Source organism: Leptothoe sp. EHU-05/26/07-4, assembly GCF_043421015.1.
GTDB classification, from domain to species: Bacteria; Cyanobacteriota; Cyanobacteriia; order Phormidesmidales; family Phormidesmidaceae; genus Leptothoe; species Leptothoe turfae.
The window spans coordinates 127623-141714 of sequence record NZ_JAXSQV010000005.1 but is presented as its reverse complement, the minus strand read 5'-3'; the positions used below and the strand labels follow the sequence as shown (position 1 = coordinate 141714).

The 14092-nt window shown below is 48.0% G+C and carries 14 protein-coding genes and 2 pseudogenes; 6 read left to right on the top strand and 10 right to left on the bottom strand.

All coding sequences use genetic code 11. The annotated features are described in order from the left end of the window. Nucleotides 1–196 precede the first annotated feature (196 nt). The 3 genes from U2F10_RS19185 to U2F10_RS19175 are packed head-to-tail and all read left to right on the top strand — an operon-like array spanning nt 197 to nt 1971. Entirely contained in the window at nt 197–1186 is a 990-nt protein-coding gene (locus U2F10_RS19185) for a phosphoadenosine phosphosulfate reductase domain-containing protein (RefSeq protein ID WP_499873056.1), read from the top strand. A gap of 10 nt (nt 1187–1196) precedes the next feature. Next, nucleotides 1197–1622, top strand: coding sequence for a nucleotidyltransferase substrate binding protein (locus U2F10_RS19180; RefSeq protein WP_499873055.1), 426 nt, complete (start codon nt 1197–1199; stop codon nt 1620–1622). Next, nucleotides 1612–1971, top strand: coding sequence for a nucleotidyltransferase domain-containing protein (locus U2F10_RS19175; protein WP_163671042.1), 360 nt, complete (start codon nt 1612–1614; stop codon nt 1969–1971). The genes U2F10_RS19180 and U2F10_RS19175 overlap by 11 nt, the downstream gene beginning before the upstream one ends. Before the next feature lie 15 nt (nt 1972–1986). On the opposite strand, the gene dndE is transcribed toward U2F10_RS19175, so the two are convergent. From dndE to U2F10_RS19160, 3 genes and pseudogenes are all read right to left on the bottom strand, one after another. Next, nucleotides 1987–2370 carry a DNA sulfur modification protein DndE gene (dndE, locus tag U2F10_RS19170; RefSeq protein ID WP_163702843.1) on the bottom strand — a complete coding sequence of 128 codons (384 nt, stop codon included), beginning with the start codon at nt 2368–2370 and terminating at the stop codon, nt 1987–1989. 2 nt (nt 2371–2372) lie between these two features. Continuing rightward, nucleotides 2373–2702: pseudogene (locus tag U2F10_RS19165) on the bottom strand (DNA sulfur modification protein DndD); the annotation flags it as partial. A gap of 318 nt (nt 2703–3020) precedes the next feature. Then, nucleotides 3021–4575 (bottom strand): annotated as a pseudogene (locus U2F10_RS19160) (ATP-binding protein). A gap of 234 nt (nt 4576–4809) precedes the next feature. Between U2F10_RS19160 and U2F10_RS19155 the strand changes: the two are divergent. Then, on the top strand, nt 4810–5058 hold the full coding sequence (locus tag U2F10_RS19155) for a helix-turn-helix domain-containing protein (protein WP_499873054.1): 249 nt from the start codon (nt 4810–4812) through the stop codon (nt 5056–5058). Nucleotides 5059–5073: 15 nt separating this feature from the next. On the opposite strand, the gene U2F10_RS19150 is transcribed toward U2F10_RS19155, so the two are convergent. From U2F10_RS19150 to gyrB, 5 genes are all read right to left on the bottom strand, one after another. Then, nucleotides 5074–5688, bottom strand: a complete 615-nt coding sequence (locus U2F10_RS19150; RefSeq protein ID WP_348918279.1) for an HNH endonuclease — start codon at nt 5686–5688, stop codon at nt 5074–5076. Nucleotides 5689–5853: 165 nt separating this feature from the next. Then, nucleotides 5854–6447: a hypothetical protein gene (locus U2F10_RS19145; protein WP_499873053.1), complete on the bottom strand. Its 594-nt coding sequence runs from the start codon at nt 6445–6447 to the stop codon at nt 5854–5856. Nucleotides 6448–6469: 22 nt separating this feature from the next. Next, on the bottom strand, nt 6470–6739 hold the full coding sequence (locus U2F10_RS19140; protein WP_499867707.1) for a phospholipase D-like domain-containing protein: 270 nt from the start codon (nt 6737–6739) through the stop codon (nt 6470–6472). A 15-nt stretch (nt 6740–6754) separates the two neighbouring features. Then, nucleotides 6755–7087 carry a pyrophosphohydrolase domain-containing protein gene (locus U2F10_RS19135; RefSeq protein WP_499873052.1) on the bottom strand — a complete coding sequence of 111 codons (333 nt, stop codon included), beginning with the start codon at nt 7085–7087 and terminating at the stop codon, nt 6755–6757. Between the two features lie 175 nt (nt 7088–7262). Next, nucleotides 7263–9200 carry a DNA topoisomerase (ATP-hydrolyzing) subunit B gene (gene gyrB, locus U2F10_RS19130; RefSeq protein WP_163671035.1) on the bottom strand — a complete coding sequence of 646 codons (1938 nt, stop codon included), beginning with the start codon at nt 9198–9200 and terminating at the stop codon, nt 7263–7265. Nucleotides 9201–9371: 171 nt separating this feature from the next. Here gyrB and miaA point away from each other — a divergent pair, with 171 nt between their 5' ends. Beyond that, complete coding sequence (miaA, locus tag U2F10_RS19125; protein ID WP_163671034.1) at nt 9372–10352, top strand: tRNA (adenosine(37)-N6)-dimethylallyltransferase MiaA; 981 nt, start codon at nt 9372–9374, stop codon at nt 10350–10352. Between the two features lie 307 nt (nt 10353–10659). Here the strand turns inward: miaA and mutL are convergent, their stop codons facing one another. Then, nucleotides 10660–12312 (bottom strand): DNA mismatch repair endonuclease MutL, encoded by a 1653-nt coding sequence (gene mutL, locus U2F10_RS19120; RefSeq protein ID WP_499873306.1) that lies wholly within the window; start codon nt 12310–12312, stop codon nt 10660–10662. 115 nt (nt 12313–12427) lie between these two features. On the opposite strand from mutL, the gene U2F10_RS19115 reads away from it, so the two are divergent. Beyond that, nucleotides 12428–13030, top strand: a complete 603-nt coding sequence (locus tag U2F10_RS19115; protein ID WP_163700002.1) for a 5-formyltetrahydrofolate cyclo-ligase — start codon at nt 12428–12430, stop codon at nt 13028–13030. A 31-nt stretch (nt 13031–13061) separates the two neighbouring features. Here the strand turns inward: U2F10_RS19115 and U2F10_RS19110 are convergent, their stop codons facing one another. Next, on the bottom strand, nt 13062–14084 hold the full coding sequence (locus U2F10_RS19110) for a zinc-binding alcohol dehydrogenase family protein (protein WP_499873051.1): 1023 nt from the start codon (nt 14082–14084) through the stop codon (nt 13062–13064). Nucleotides 14085–14092: the final 8 nt, after the last annotated feature.

Sequence of the window (14092 nt, the reverse complement as noted above, 5' to 3'; positions counted from 1 at the left end):
AAAAGATCCGTTGACAGGCGTGGCGCAGAAACCAACCGCTCAGACGTCATCGCTGGGAAAGATGCCATGGTCCTACAAAACTCAATACATATGTTCTAAAACTGAGATAAACTAAACATTCCTGTGTGAACTAACTTTTTCATGCACGCTAGATATAGCGTTTAATAGATAAACTAGCGCTAGTCCTAGGAGCCTGATGCGAAATCTCAGTCTATTTGAAACTGAACGACTGTCATTAGAAACAGGTAGAATTCCACAGCCCGAGAGCGTCACGATTTTGTACGCTGATACTCGTCAAGAGTTACCCCCTTTGCACAATGCGGCAATGAACCTGCTGGATAAGCTGCGTTCTCAAGGGTTCGATACTCGTGTAGTGCTGCCTGAGCTGGACCATCGCTACTTTGTTTACATGCTCGGGCGTGGTGTACCGCCACCGAGTAATACGTTCCGTTGGTGTACGCCTAAGCTCAAGGTGATGAGCATGGAGCGGGAACTGGAGACGCTGCGGCAGGAAAGGGGCGAAAAGTTTTTGATGCTGACGGGTGTGCGCATTGGGGAGAGCGCGGCGCGAGACCAGCGGATTACCATGAGCTGCACGAAGGATGGCGGTGAGTGCGGTCAGGGGTGGTTTCAGCATTCATCGGCCAATGCGGTGGCAGATACACTGGCTCCTTTGCTGCACTGGCGTGTGTGTCATATTTGGGACTGGCTGGTGCAGGCGGATGTGGATCTGGGTTATCCGACGTTTGCGATCGCGGAAGTATACAGCCACGATCCTCAATATGAGCTAGGTGAGACGGAGCCGATAAATGCTCGAACGGGATGTATTGGATGCCCGCTGGTACAGAAGGACTCTGCTTTAGACCGTGTGGTAGCAAATCCTAAGTGGGCATATTTAGCTCCGTTACAGCAGCTTAGACCTTTGTATTGGCGAATTAAGCAGCCCCAGTATCGGCTAAGAAAACATGGTGAACTGCGTAAAGATGGCACCCTAGCGAAAAAACAAGGGCGTCAAGTTATCCAAGCGAAAAATCTCTATACATTTAATGCTAAAAGCCCGAGGCAAATTGTACGCTCGGCAATTGAGCGGCGGTGTGATAGTGAAGGGAAAAAGCGGACGGTATCACCTGCATGGTTTGCTAAACTTCCTGATAAGCGATATGAGCTAAAACAGGAGGTAAGTTAGGCTCATTTCTATGACGGATCCAGATATTCGATGGAAGCAGCGATTTGCAAACTACGAACGAGCCTTGGCTCAGCTTACGAAGTTTATTGATAAGGGTGAATTGAATGAACTGGAAGAGCAAGGGTTAATCCAGGCGTTTGAATATACCCATGAGCTAGCCTGGAATGTCTTGAAAGATTATCTGCAGTATCAAGGAAATCAAAACATCTATGGTTCTCGCGATGCCACCCGTCTTGCCTTTAATGTGGGTCTAATTGAAGATGGTGGTAGCTGGATGGATATGATTAAAGAGCGAAATCGTACTAGCTATACTTACAATCAGACAACGGCTCAAGCGATCGCAGCCAATATAAAAGGTCGATTCTTTGATTTGTTTGTAAAACTGCAAGTCAAGATGCAGGCTCTACAGACTGAGGAACTACAGAATGGAGAGTAAAAACCTAAAATTTGGCCTTGAATCGAAGACTATTGAGGATATTTCAAGTATTTTTCAGCAATATACTGAAATTGAACGGGTTATTTTGTACGGTTCACGAGCTAAAGGTACCTATCGAGCCGGTTCAGATATTGATTTAACTCTCGTAGGTAAGCAAATTTCTCACGAGCAGTTGTTATCCATTGAACATCAGTTAGATGATTTATTGTTGCCGTATCTATTTGACCTGTCGATTTTTAGCCATATTGAAGATCCAGATGTGATTGATCACATTAATCGAGTCGGGCTTATTTTCTATGAGAAAAAGTCATCGACTGATGAGCAGAAGAAGGTTTCTGAAAGACTATAGCGTTTCATTCAATCTCTACAACGTTGTTAGCTCGATAAAATCTTCAAGTTTTTTGATGTTGGGATCACCAGCAAGATAGCCGATTCCTCGATGTAGGTGTAACCTTAGTGGCTGAGCAAGGGTTTCATCATCGGTATCTATACCGTCATCGTGACAACGCTGCTTAAGGGCAATTAGTAACAAATCAGCAATAGGACCACCAAATACTTGCCATGTCATTTCTACGTTACTGTCCGCAGGAATAGGCACAGGTGATGGTGGGGACTTTTCAGCCAATGATCGACAAAGTGCCCAGCGACAAAGAACATTCCAGTTTTGGATCTTGGTAACTCGCTTGAGTTTAATCAACTGATCTTTTGCGGGCTGTGAGAGTTTGATTCGGTCACTGGGGGCTTGCATGTCTACCAAAAATATCCTAGTTTCACTGTGGTCTGTCGTTTCTTGGGATGATAATCAAGCAGGTACTCACGGGCAATAGAGGACTGAGATCGCAACACCCCCACCTCTTCTTCTCGAATCTCAGTATCCGTAGACAGCAACAACACCTGATGGCTGGCCTGGGGAAAGTAGCGTTCAACCAGGTGTTGACGATGTTCCGAATCTAGCCGTCCCAGGGGAGTATCAATAGCAACAGGAAGCTGTCGTCCTGAAGCATTGGCCAGCCCCCACAGCAGGGCAATGGCTAAGAGCTGTTGCTCTCCAGCAGATAGCCGATGTTTAGGGAGCTGCTGAACCATACAGAAACACATCGGTAAGACGCTGCTGATAATGCTGCTCAAGGACTTTTTTGCATTGCTGTATCACGTCCTCAACTTGCGAGGGCAAAGGGCTAACGTTTTCTGCCATATTGTTCTGATTCATGAAGCTGACAGTACCTCAAATTTGTAAACTGTGGTGTGTGGACTAAATGACATAGGGGCACTGTATCGGCATAGCAGCGTTTAGTCATAAACCTTTATGGGGTAATCAGGTTTGGGACATCTGCCTCAACATAAATAACGGTAATGTTCATGGTATTGGCCAGCCAGTCGATTGAGAACGAACAAATACTATGCTCGAATGACGGCAATTAATCTCTGTCCGTTTGACTGTATGGTCTTCGTGGCTAGGCGTTCTGCCATAGGAAGTGCCTGGGTTCGGCGATCAAAAATAACTAGCCAGCCATGGTCCTGATCTAATCGGGCTAGATAGCTGTCTAACTGTTCTAGACCTGCCTCCAGCGGATCTGCCCTTTTGTCTCGCCATACTTTTAGCTCAATGCCCAAGGTAACATTGCCATAGCGTAGGCAAAGATCCATGCGATCGCTACCAATGGCATACTCTCGTTCCAACGTGCCACCCCCGTTGACCACCCGGTGCAAAAATGCCATCAATACTTAAATGGGGGGCGATTTCGTGATAAGCCGCACTATTGAGCAATGGCTCACCATGCTGTCGCCAGAAGGCTAAAAATGCATCCAACAGCGCTTTAGTATCCAGCTCGCCCGTAGCCGTTAGCCATGTGGGAGCGATCATGGGCAAACTGTCCTGGGAGCCTTGCACTAAAAAGCGCACCAGTACTTCCCGATAAATTGGGTTTGTGACCACTAATCCACCGGCTTGAGAACGCTTGAGCAAACCCAGATCCACCAAATATTGACGATCATCATTGGACGTGACCGGTAGTGGTAAACCCGCTAGCATGGGTTCGATGATGGCCTTGATCCGTTTTTCTTGTAAGCGCTCGGCCAGGCTATCCAGGTGGGTGTCCTGACGCTTGATGAGAATCTCTTTGGCTTGCTGCACCAGGTCTGGCGTAATGGTAATGGCGGAGTCTGGTGCTAACACTTCTACTAGCTGACGGGCCAGGGCGTTGACTAACCAGGGTTGGCCATCGGTTAGCTCAAACACTAAATTTGTGGCAGCGGTTGAAAAGACCTGACCTGTTTCATCCGTATGCTGTTGATACAGCTCTGCTACTTCAGCCGCTGTAAAATTTCGCATCGTGATGGATTCGGCTTTGATGTTGAACGGGCTCGATGTGGTCAGTCGGTTGCTGCCGCCAGATGCTACTTTGTAGTCTCGCACATCCCGTAAACCAATCAGTGCCACAGACTGGGGGAACCCGTGGGGACGGCTACGAAACCCGTCACGCAACTGCCGTAAAACTGATATCAGTGCAGCATCTTGTAGGGTGTCTATTTCATCAATAAAGAGCACCAACGGCCTTGGAATAGCTTGACTCCAGGCATTTAGGGCTGCTTCAATCCGTTGACCAGCCGTTGACTCTGGCCAGGGGGGTGGCTGGCAATCTGCAGGTAAGTACATGTTGGCATTGCCACGCCAGCTGTTTAGTAGGGCTAGCTCCATGGCCCCTGGATCATCTGAGAAGGGAGCCCCTAGCTCGGCGGAGACGACCAGTGCGGCATATTGCCCTGAGTCGGTCAGTTGTTTGGCCAGGGCAAGCATGGCTGTGGTTTTGCCGATTTGGCGCGGGGCGTGGAGGACAAAGTAGTTTTCCTGGTCTATTAGGCGCTTTAATCCAGGCATTGACCAGCGAGCTGTGGTCAATGTGTAGTGCTTTGTTTGGACACAAGGGCCTGTTGTGTTAAACCAGCGAGCCATAAGGGAGTTAGCGAAAAGCTTTCAATAGTTTACTAACGGGGTAGGTATTTCACTAGCGATACTTCATCCACTACCCTTCATCCCCACTCCATACCACTGCTCCAGGCATTGCATGCAATGCCCCTACTGTCACTCTCCATCTCTTCACTTTTCATTACCTATCCATCGAATAGGCACAGTCCAATTGGACTTACTCAAGATATCACAGTCCAATTGGACTGTATACGAAACGCTATGACCTTTGTAAGGATCAAAGGCATGGGCAGAGCGGGTAAAGTACTAAAAACGGTGATGGAGAACCACGGCATTAGCCAGGGACGATTGGCGGCCGTGATGGGTATCGGTGCATCCAATATTTATCGCTGGGCCAATGAGGTGCGTGACCCTAGCTCTGAAACGGTGGTTAGTCTAATTAAGGCTCTCAAACAGGTTCAGCCAGAAGCCGCTGATGAATTTAAAGCGCTTTATCTCAAAGACCTCTAAGGTCTTTGAGTTGTTTCAGCTGGCAATTCCCCAGTATTCACGATGCCACTCTATGGCTGATAAACGGGGCTCATACTCAGTTTCAACAGGTAGAAGAATCTGTTCACCATGAAAATCCTTTATCTGTCTTGTGTACTCAGAGGGTTCCTCATATAAACGATCCCTGGCAACAATAATTCGATAATTATCATCAATGCCAAACCAGCCATGATCAAATGCCCAGTGATGATTTTTACAAAGGGAGATACCATTATCAAAACGATCATCCCGAAATTCTGCAAAGGGCAAAATATGGGAGCCATCGACAATATTGTGATTATTATCGCTAACAATTCTGAGGTGACAGAAAGCACACTGCTGATTATATAAGGATGTAACAATGCGCCTAAACGCGGCATTGCGGACAAAGATGCGTTGTTGATCTTTCAGATCTTCTACGGTATACGTCGCTCCACCACTGTCAAACAGTTTGAGCTGGGTTTGTTCAAATTCATCGTAGGACAATAATTCCTCAACTGTCTCTGCTTGATGGTTAAACCAACTGTTGATAAGTACATCAGTCAGCTCTCGCCTAGTTTCACTGGCTGTTAAAAGAGAGAACAAGGCGTCATCAACGTAGGCATATTTCACAACATTCCTCAGAGCATTTAATCCTCTGATTTTAGTCTTAGAGGCTACGGTGTTCAATTGCTGAAAGCAATAATATTGGCTTATGGGGCGCTACACCACGCTGACGGTTATAATTGACTCGAAGTTTAGAAAACTTCTTAGCGTAGTAAAGAAGATCTGAAGACATCAGCTTAAAACCGTTTTCAGAATAGGCCCTACATCGTCCTGGGTATAGAAACGGGCATATTTTTCCAACACCTTAGATTCTGTATCATCTAGTTTGTCAATCGCTGCAATATCAAAAATATTGTCTATCTGTCCAGGAAACCATTTGCTGACTAATACCCGTAATAAATTTTCCCTGGGAATAGGCTGTTGAAGCAGTTCAAATAAATCTTCATCTAAGTAAGCATATTTAATCACTCGCTTTACTTCAGCAAAGGTTTTAAGTTTCACCTTAGAAGAGAGCACTGACTCAAATTGACGATTAGGCCATAGGTGCCAGAACTTACCGCTTTTCATAAAGAAGAATGGCTTTGAAATATCAGGGTTATGGGTGTTTGAACCTAGATACAACCAGTATTTGAGGAAAGTGTGAATCAGCTGAGATTGTAGGAATATTTTGTTTTCCTGAATCCGGTGTTTTTGAATATGTTCAATAACAGACAATAATAGAATTGGCTTATGAGGCGCGACACCATGAGCACGGTCCACCCGGATTTTCTGAAACTTTTTGCCATAAAAGTCTAGTAATTCTAATGTTTCGAGGGTATTACCCATAACGCTTTCAAGGTTCTTCAGGTCACGCTATCCTCAAAACATCGTATCCACATTGTGAATGCTCCACATCCTCCGCAGATAGTTGAGGCGACGCAATCAACCGCATTTTTCCCTCAGTCCGAATAAACGTCGCCAGCCCCCGTGCCACCGCCGCCATCGACGTACTCGAAAAAAAGCCCACCGCTCGGTCATACCGCACCGACTGACTCAGGCAAGGCACATAAAAATCACAGATTAGATCGTTGCGATCGCTCCGATAATCCTCATGAATAGCTACATCTTGTAACGTCACATCTGTGCTCAACTCCTAATCCTTTTCTTCAACCCACATCAATTTCAACCGTTCCTCAAATCCACCACGTTCCAGCCTCTTCTGTTTTTGGGCCTCTCGCACCTCTTGCCAACTAATACCCAAAACAACAATCAATGTATCCATCACTTCCGCCACATCAGCAAGTTCTTCTGTCAACTCAGCTATAGACTCAGCTCCCTGAACTTCCCTAGTTTCTTCCACAAGTTTCTGTTTCAAAGCTCTTTCATACTTATCTTCAGAAAGTCGCAGTGTCAAAAACTTTTTACCTGCCGCCTCAATGAGGTCCGGCACCTTATCCCGTACAAGCTTGTTATAGTCTTTTCTCACTCAGACTACCTCTACCATCAAAATACTCATCAGCTAACAATCTAAAAGCTGATTAGAAGCAAGGAATCAACTATGCTTCTAATCAGCTCTATTATCTATTGATGGAATGGCTAATGACTTTAGCCGTATTGTATTTTCGCAATCACCGACTGAACCCTCCGACAGTTGTCAGACTTTAGATATCTAGATCCGCCATGTTCAGCTTTGGACCATAGGTCTCAATAAACTCACGGCGAGGTGCTACACGATCACCCATGAGCACCGTAAAGATCCGCTCGGCCTCCGCTGCATCTTCGATCTCCACCTTCTTCAGCGTGCGACTCTCCGGGTTCATGGTGGTATCCCACAGCTGAGTAGGCATCATTTCACCCAGACCCTTAAATCGCTGCACATTGTATTTTGCATTAGCAGGCAATGCGCTAATACCTCGCTGGAGTTCTTGCTCGCTATAACAGTAGGTATGACTGCGGCCCCGCTCTAACTTATATAAGGGTGGGCAAGCAATGTATACAAAGCCTTGATCGATCAACGCTCGCTGATAGCGATAGAAGAACGTCAGCAGCAGTGTGCGAATGTGAGCGCCATCCACGTCTGCATCTGTCATTAGACAAATGCGATGGTAGCGTAGCTGGGATGCATCAAATTCTTCGCCCTTGATACCTAATCCCAAAGCCGTAATCAATGACTGGACTTCGTTGTTTTTATAAATCTTCGAGTCATCGGTTTTCTCAATGTTGAGAATCTTGCCTCGCAGCGGCAGAATGGCTTGAAAACGACGATCACGCCCCTGCTTGGCACTACCTCCCGCAGAGTCACCCTCTACGATAAAGATTTCTGATTCAGCGGGGTCACGGGAGCTACAGTCTGCCAACTTACCCGGCAGTGTGGAAGACTCTAAAACTGACTTACGTCTGACCAGATCTCGGGCACGACGGGCAGCTTCCGCTGCATTAAAGGATTGAATGGCTTTTTCTAAGATAGAATCCACCACATTGGGATTGAAGTCTAGATACTCGCTCAGGGTTTCCCCAATCAGCGAATCAACAATACCGCGCACCTCGGTATTACCCAGCTTAGTTTTAGTCTGGCCTTCAAATTCGGGTTCTGGCACCTTAACGGAAATAACCGCCGTTAGGCCTTCGCGAATGTTCTCACCAGCGAGGTTGGACTCATTATCCTTACGCTTATTACGCTTGCGAGCAAAATTGTTCATGGTGCGTGTGAGCACCGCTTTGAGTCCCTCTAAATGTGTACCACCATCAACAGTGCGAATATTATTTGCAAAGCCCATCAAGTTATCAGAGTAGGCATCGACAGACCATTGCAGAGCGGCTTCTACTTGGACACCGTTTTTCTCGCCAGTCACGTAAATAATGTCTGGGTGAATAGGCTGCTTCTCTTTATTGATATATTCAACGTATTCACGGATACCGCCTTCATAGAAGTAGCGGTTTACTTTAGGTTCATCTGCCTTGAGCAGTTCTAAGCGATGATCCGTGAACGTAATATCCACACCCGCATTGAGGTACGCTAACTCTCGCAAACGACCGGCCAGGGTGCTGTAATCAAACTCAACGGTCTCCGTAAAAATCAGCTGGTCGGGCTTAAAGCTGACCGATGTACCCGTCTGACTACCAGCACCGCTTTTTACTGATAATTCTCCTTGGGCTTCACCACGCTCGTAGCGTTGAAGATGCTCTTTTTGATTACGCCAGACAGTAACTTCCACCCATTCTGACAAAGCGTTAACCACTGAAACACCCACACCATGGAGACCACCAGATACTTTATAGCCACCACCGCCAAACTTACCGCCAGCGTGGAGGACCGTCATGACGGTTTCCAGGGCAGACTTACCGGTACGGGCATGGACATCCGTGGGAATACCGCGTCCGTCGTCAGTAACGGTGACAGAACCGTCGGCATTAAGGTCGATGGTAATCGTTTTGCAATAACCCGCAAGCGCTTCGTCTACGGAGTTGTCAACAACCTCGTAAACTAGGTGATGCAAACCACGCGGCCCCGTACTACCAATGTACATACCCGGTCGCTTGCGCACAGGTTCCAGGCCTTCAAGCACCTGAATCTGATCAGCACCATAATCGGTTGTCATGCGTTCCTATCTCCTAAGACGGTCGTAAAGCCGCAATAGCATTAGAAATGAAATTGTGCCCCCGAATTCTAGCACAACGGTGTTAAAAGCGATTCTGAATGGATTTTAGAAAGCGTATTTATTAGGGATGGATCAAAAAAATTTACACGTAAAATATACGGACAATTTTCATTGACTAAAATCAGTTTAAAATTTAGTGCTTATGTACCATCCCTTATTATAGTCGTTGGCCCAACGGCATCGGGGAAATCTGGCCTAGCGTTGCAGATAGCTCAGCGGTTAAATGGGGTGATTTTGGGAGCAGATTCACGTCAGGTATACCGTGAGTTTGATATTGGTACGGCAAAGCCATCCTTAGCAGAACAGCAGCAGGTACCTCACTATCTAATTGATATATGTGAGCCGACTGAAACTTTAACAGTTGCTGATTATCAAGCCAAGGCCCAGGAATTAATTCAGCAGATACACGTACGGCAAGAGCAGGTGCCCTTGTTGGTAGGTGGGACAGGGTTGTATGTGAATGCGATCGCAAAAGGTTTAATTATTCCTCGTGTTGCACCTCAACCAAACCTGCGTCAGCAACTGACTGAGTTAGGTCAACCCCAGTGTTATGCCTTTTTACACCAAGTAGACCCGGCAGCGACTCAGCGGATTCACCCCAATGATGCCGTTCGCACCCTGCGTGCATTAGAGGTTTATTATGCGACTGGACATACTATTTCGGCCCAACAAGGCGAAAATCCGCCGAACTATCCCCTTATATATGTGGGCTTGGACTGTGGTGAGGACCTACGTCAGCGCATTGCCCAACGCACCCACCATATGATAGATGCTGGTTTGGTAGACGAGGTGCACACCTTGATCAATCGTTACGGTGCGGATTTGCCATTATTAAACACGCTAGGGTATGCGGAGATTAAACAACATTTAGCTGGGGATGTAAGTTTAGCGGAAGCGGCTGCTTTGGTGATTCGTCATACGCAGCAGTTTGCTAAGCGGCAACGGACTTGGTTTAGGAAGGAAAAGGCGATTGAGTGGTTTGATGCTAATGCACCTGATTTGATTGATAGGGTTTGGGATTATGTGTCTGATCGGCTTGTTGGGTTGGATGCAAAACCGGTTATGGGGGGACCTTCTTTCCTTAGCCCCTAAAAATGGACAATCTTGTAGGGGCATTCCCTTGTGGATGCCCTGCGATAACAGGCGCTATCAGTCAGGATTTCGTACAGCCTCGTAGTCTGAACGCATTGATTGAAGGGGTAGCTGTAAGTCTTCATTTATGTAGCTTCTCGGCTGGAACCAAAACCGGTTGCGTGGGGTCCCTCCGTATTCACGTTCGGCTGAGCTCACGTCGAAGCCCACACCCCCTGGGCAGGGCGGGACGTCGCCCTACAACCCTCGTACCAGAGAGTTTTGTCAAATAGCAGGCGTTATCTCAGGGCATGTATAAAACATGCCCCTACTGCCTCAACCCATGGCTCTTACCAATCACCCAATGCCGCCGAAAATACCTCGACAAACTCGACTCCTCCAACGTCAAACAAATCGGCCTCCCATGGGGGCAGGTCCTTGGATTCTTAGTCCGCTGCCAATCATCCAACAACGTTTGCATTGTCTCTAACGTCAACGGCGTCCCATTGCGAATTGCCGTACGACAAGCCGTTGCTACCATCGCCTCATCAACATCTCCACCTAAACTCAACTCCAGCAGAGCATCTGCGCAATCGTCTCGCTCCGCCAACGGTACCGGTACCGAACGCACAGCCCAAAGATTTTCACCAAATAGGTCTACCTCTAAACTCAACCGCCTCAATTGCTCAATCTGACGGGCACTAAGCTGACTCAAAATAATCGCTGGCTCGATCTCAACCGTTTGCCAACGCGATTTAATTTGTTCGTAAATAACCCGCTCATGGGCAATGTGCTGCTCCACTAAACACAGGCCACCACTGTGCTCAGCCACTATATAGGTCTCCTGAACCTGGGCAACAGCCTTAAGCTGACTCGGCAGATTATGATTACTAGGACCATAACTACCAGCAACCTCAGCCGCCTTAAACAGCTGTTTAGTACGCTGAGTTTGAGCACCGTCCGTCAAATTAGACAGCCGCAACGTCTTCTCAACCGCAAGGGCAATGCGATCGCACCACACGTCCGTATCTTGCAAATAAATCTCCGACTTGGCCGGATTACGATTCCAGTCAATTTGCTTAGCCGGTACCCGCAAATGCAAAAAACACACGGGATAGCGATCGCGGGGTAACGTACGGCGAAAGTTATAGATCAACGACTGTACTAAAACAGGAGCCGTCACCGTTCGTCCATTAATCGCCACCCGTACCCAGTCCGGACGTCCTCGATGACAGCGATCCGGCAATCCCACCAACAGGTTCAACTGCCCATGCGCACACCCCAAATCATCAGCCGTCAAACTTACGTTCGCTAAATCATGGACCGTCACATCCCGCAGAATCTGAGGCAGAATAGTTTTCGCCGTAGACCCCGGCCACAGGGTAAACCAGTCGCGGTCAGTGTGGGCCACCTGCCAGGTGACTTGGGGATGACACAGGGCTAACTGCTGCACAGTTTGTTGCACCTGGCGTAGCTGTTGGGCCACAGACGGCAACACCTGACGACGATTAGGTAATCGTGTAAAAAGAGCATCAGCGGTGACAACGGTGCCAGGTGCGATCGCAACTTCCTCAATCTCTGTCACCGTTCCTTCTACACCATAATTCACACGCCAACCCACAGCCCCAGCCACCCGACTACGAATTTCTAAGTCCGATAGCTGCGCCAAACTATGCAGCGCCTCACCCCGAAACCCCAGACTCTGAATTTGACTCAGATCATCACAGGTGCGAATCTTGCTCGTGCTATGGGCCGTGGCCGCTTGTTCTAAGTCAGCACGGGAGATACCCATGCCGTTATCCGTCACCCGGACCCGCCACACCTCTGGCCACAAATGAATCACAATCCTGGTAGCCCCAGCATCCAGCGCATTTTCCGACAGCTCTCGCACAACAGCCGCCAGGGAATCAATCACTTCCCCAGCAGCAATCAGGCTGATCACATCCTGAGATAAACGTTGGATAGGTGAGACGGTGGTAATAGTAAAGGCTCCCTGATGTTGATGTTCTTCTAACGCTATCGCGAAAACCGCCTATCCCCCACTCCCCACCCCCCTCCTCTGATGTACCATAACGGCACCTAATCGGTTCAACGCAATGATGTCAGAGACCTATAAGTCAACAGCAATTGCCAAAATTCAAGACCAGAAAGCCCAAATGCGTCGGTCTCTACTAAAGGCACGCCAGGCAATGCCACCCCAGGTGTGGCAGCAAAAGTGCGATCGCATTTGCACCCATTTAGCCCAATGGCCAACCTTGCAAAACGCGCGCACAATATTGGCTTACTGTAGCTTTCGTAATGAGCCAGACCTGGGAAGCTTGCTGGCTCAACAGCGATCTTGGGGACTCCCACGCTGTCAGGGCAAAGAACTGATTTGGCATCGATGGTTTCCCACCTGTGGCTGGCCACTACGATCTGGCACATACGGCATCACCGAACCTGATCCAACATCACCTGTGGTAGATCCTCGCCGGGTAGATGTAATTTTGGTCCCAGCCGTCGCCTGCGATGTCAGGGGATACCGCTTAGGCTATGGCGGAGGATTTTATGACCGCATGCTCAGCCAAACCAGCTGGCAAGGTAAAACGACAATCGGCATTGTATTTGAGTTTGCTCGCCTGCCCGAGATCCCTAAAAACCGCTGGGACCGTCCTTTAGATGGCATCTGTACCGAGAGCGGCCTCTTTCTTGCCAGCTAAATACCAGCTGAGGGGGCAAATCCCAGGCAACCTAAGACTCAACACCTGACAGCACTAATTTCCCAACCATCTTTCCAGACTCCAAACGCCCATGGGCCTTAGCCAAATTAGCCACATTCATAGCTCCCAGATGTTCCGTCATCGTAGTTTTAACAATCCCCTGATCCACTAATTGCGCCACTCGATTTAGTAATCTATGCTGAGAGACCATATCGTCTGTCCCATGCAGCGCTTTGGTAAACATAAACTCCCAGGCAAAGGTGACACTCTTATTCTTCAACAGATTAAGATCAGGGGGTTCTTTAGTTGAAACAACAGCACAAATATTCCCCTGGGGCTTAATCACATCGGCCATTACCTGCCAGTAGTGATTAGTATCATTAAGGCAAAGAATATAATCAACAGCAGCAACACCAAGCCGTTCAAGCTCAACTCGCAAGTCTCCATAGTGATTGACACAGCGAGATGCACCCAACTGCATACACCACTGTCTTGACACATCCCTGGAAGCCGTTGCAATCACCCGTAAACCAGCATACTTTGCCAGCTGGATAGCCATAGAGCCCACCCCACCTGCACCACCAATAATTAAAAGAGTGGCATCACTACTGCGAGGTTCAGGAGAAATATTTAAACGTTCAAAAAGAGATTCCCAGGCAGTAATGGTCGTTAGCGGCAGCGCGGCAGCTTCCTCAAAGGACAAGCTCCTGGGCTTATGACCCACAATTCGCTCATCCACCAAATGATATTCGCTGTTACATCCCTGTCGTGCAATACTACCGGCGTAGTAAACGTCATCTCCAGGCTTGAACAGCGTCACCCGCTCACCTACAGCAGTCACCACACCCGCCACATCCCAACCTAAAATTTTCGGGGTGATCAACCGCCCCTGCACAGAGGCACGCATCTTACAATCAATGGGGTTCACAGATACGGCACGCACCTGCACCTGCAAATCTCGCTGACCAGGAGATAAATCACTGAGGAAACACTCAGCAAAACAATCAGGATGCCCTGTCGGCAAAAATTGACTAACACCAAATGCTTTGATCATTATGACAG

Excerpts from the sequence above, each read along its gene's own strand:
- gyrB (WP_163671035.1), bottom strand. The coding sequence starts at position 9,200 with ATGACAACCGATTATGGTGCTGATCAGATTCAGGTGCTTGAAGGCCTG.
- U2F10_RS19115 (WP_163700002.1), top strand. The coding sequence starts at position 12,428 with ATGATGTCAGAGACCTATAAGTCAACAGCAATTGCCAAAATTCAAGAC.
- U2F10_RS19185 (WP_499873056.1), top strand. The coding sequence starts at position 197 with ATGCGAAATCTCAGTCTATTTGAAACTGAACGACTGTCATTAGAAACA.
- U2F10_RS19145 (WP_499873053.1), bottom strand. The coding sequence starts at position 6,447 with ATGGGTAATACCCTCGAAACATTAGAATTACTAGACTTTTATGGCAAA.
- U2F10_RS19180 (WP_499873055.1), top strand. The coding sequence starts at position 1,197 with ATGACGGATCCAGATATTCGATGGAAGCAGCGATTTGCAAACTACGAA.
- U2F10_RS19155 (WP_499873054.1), top strand. The coding sequence starts at position 4,810 with ATGACCTTTGTAAGGATCAAAGGCATGGGCAGAGCGGGTAAAGTACTA.
- dndE (WP_163702843.1), bottom strand. The coding sequence starts at position 2,370 with ATGCAAGCCCCCAGTGACCGAATCAAACTCTCACAGCCCGCAAAAGAT.
- U2F10_RS19110 (WP_499873051.1), bottom strand. The coding sequence starts at position 14,084 with ATGATCAAAGCATTTGGTGTTAGTCAATTTTTGCCGACAGGGCATCCT.
- U2F10_RS19175 (WP_163671042.1), top strand. The coding sequence starts at position 1,612 with ATGGAGAGTAAAAACCTAAAATTTGGCCTTGAATCGAAGACTATTGAG.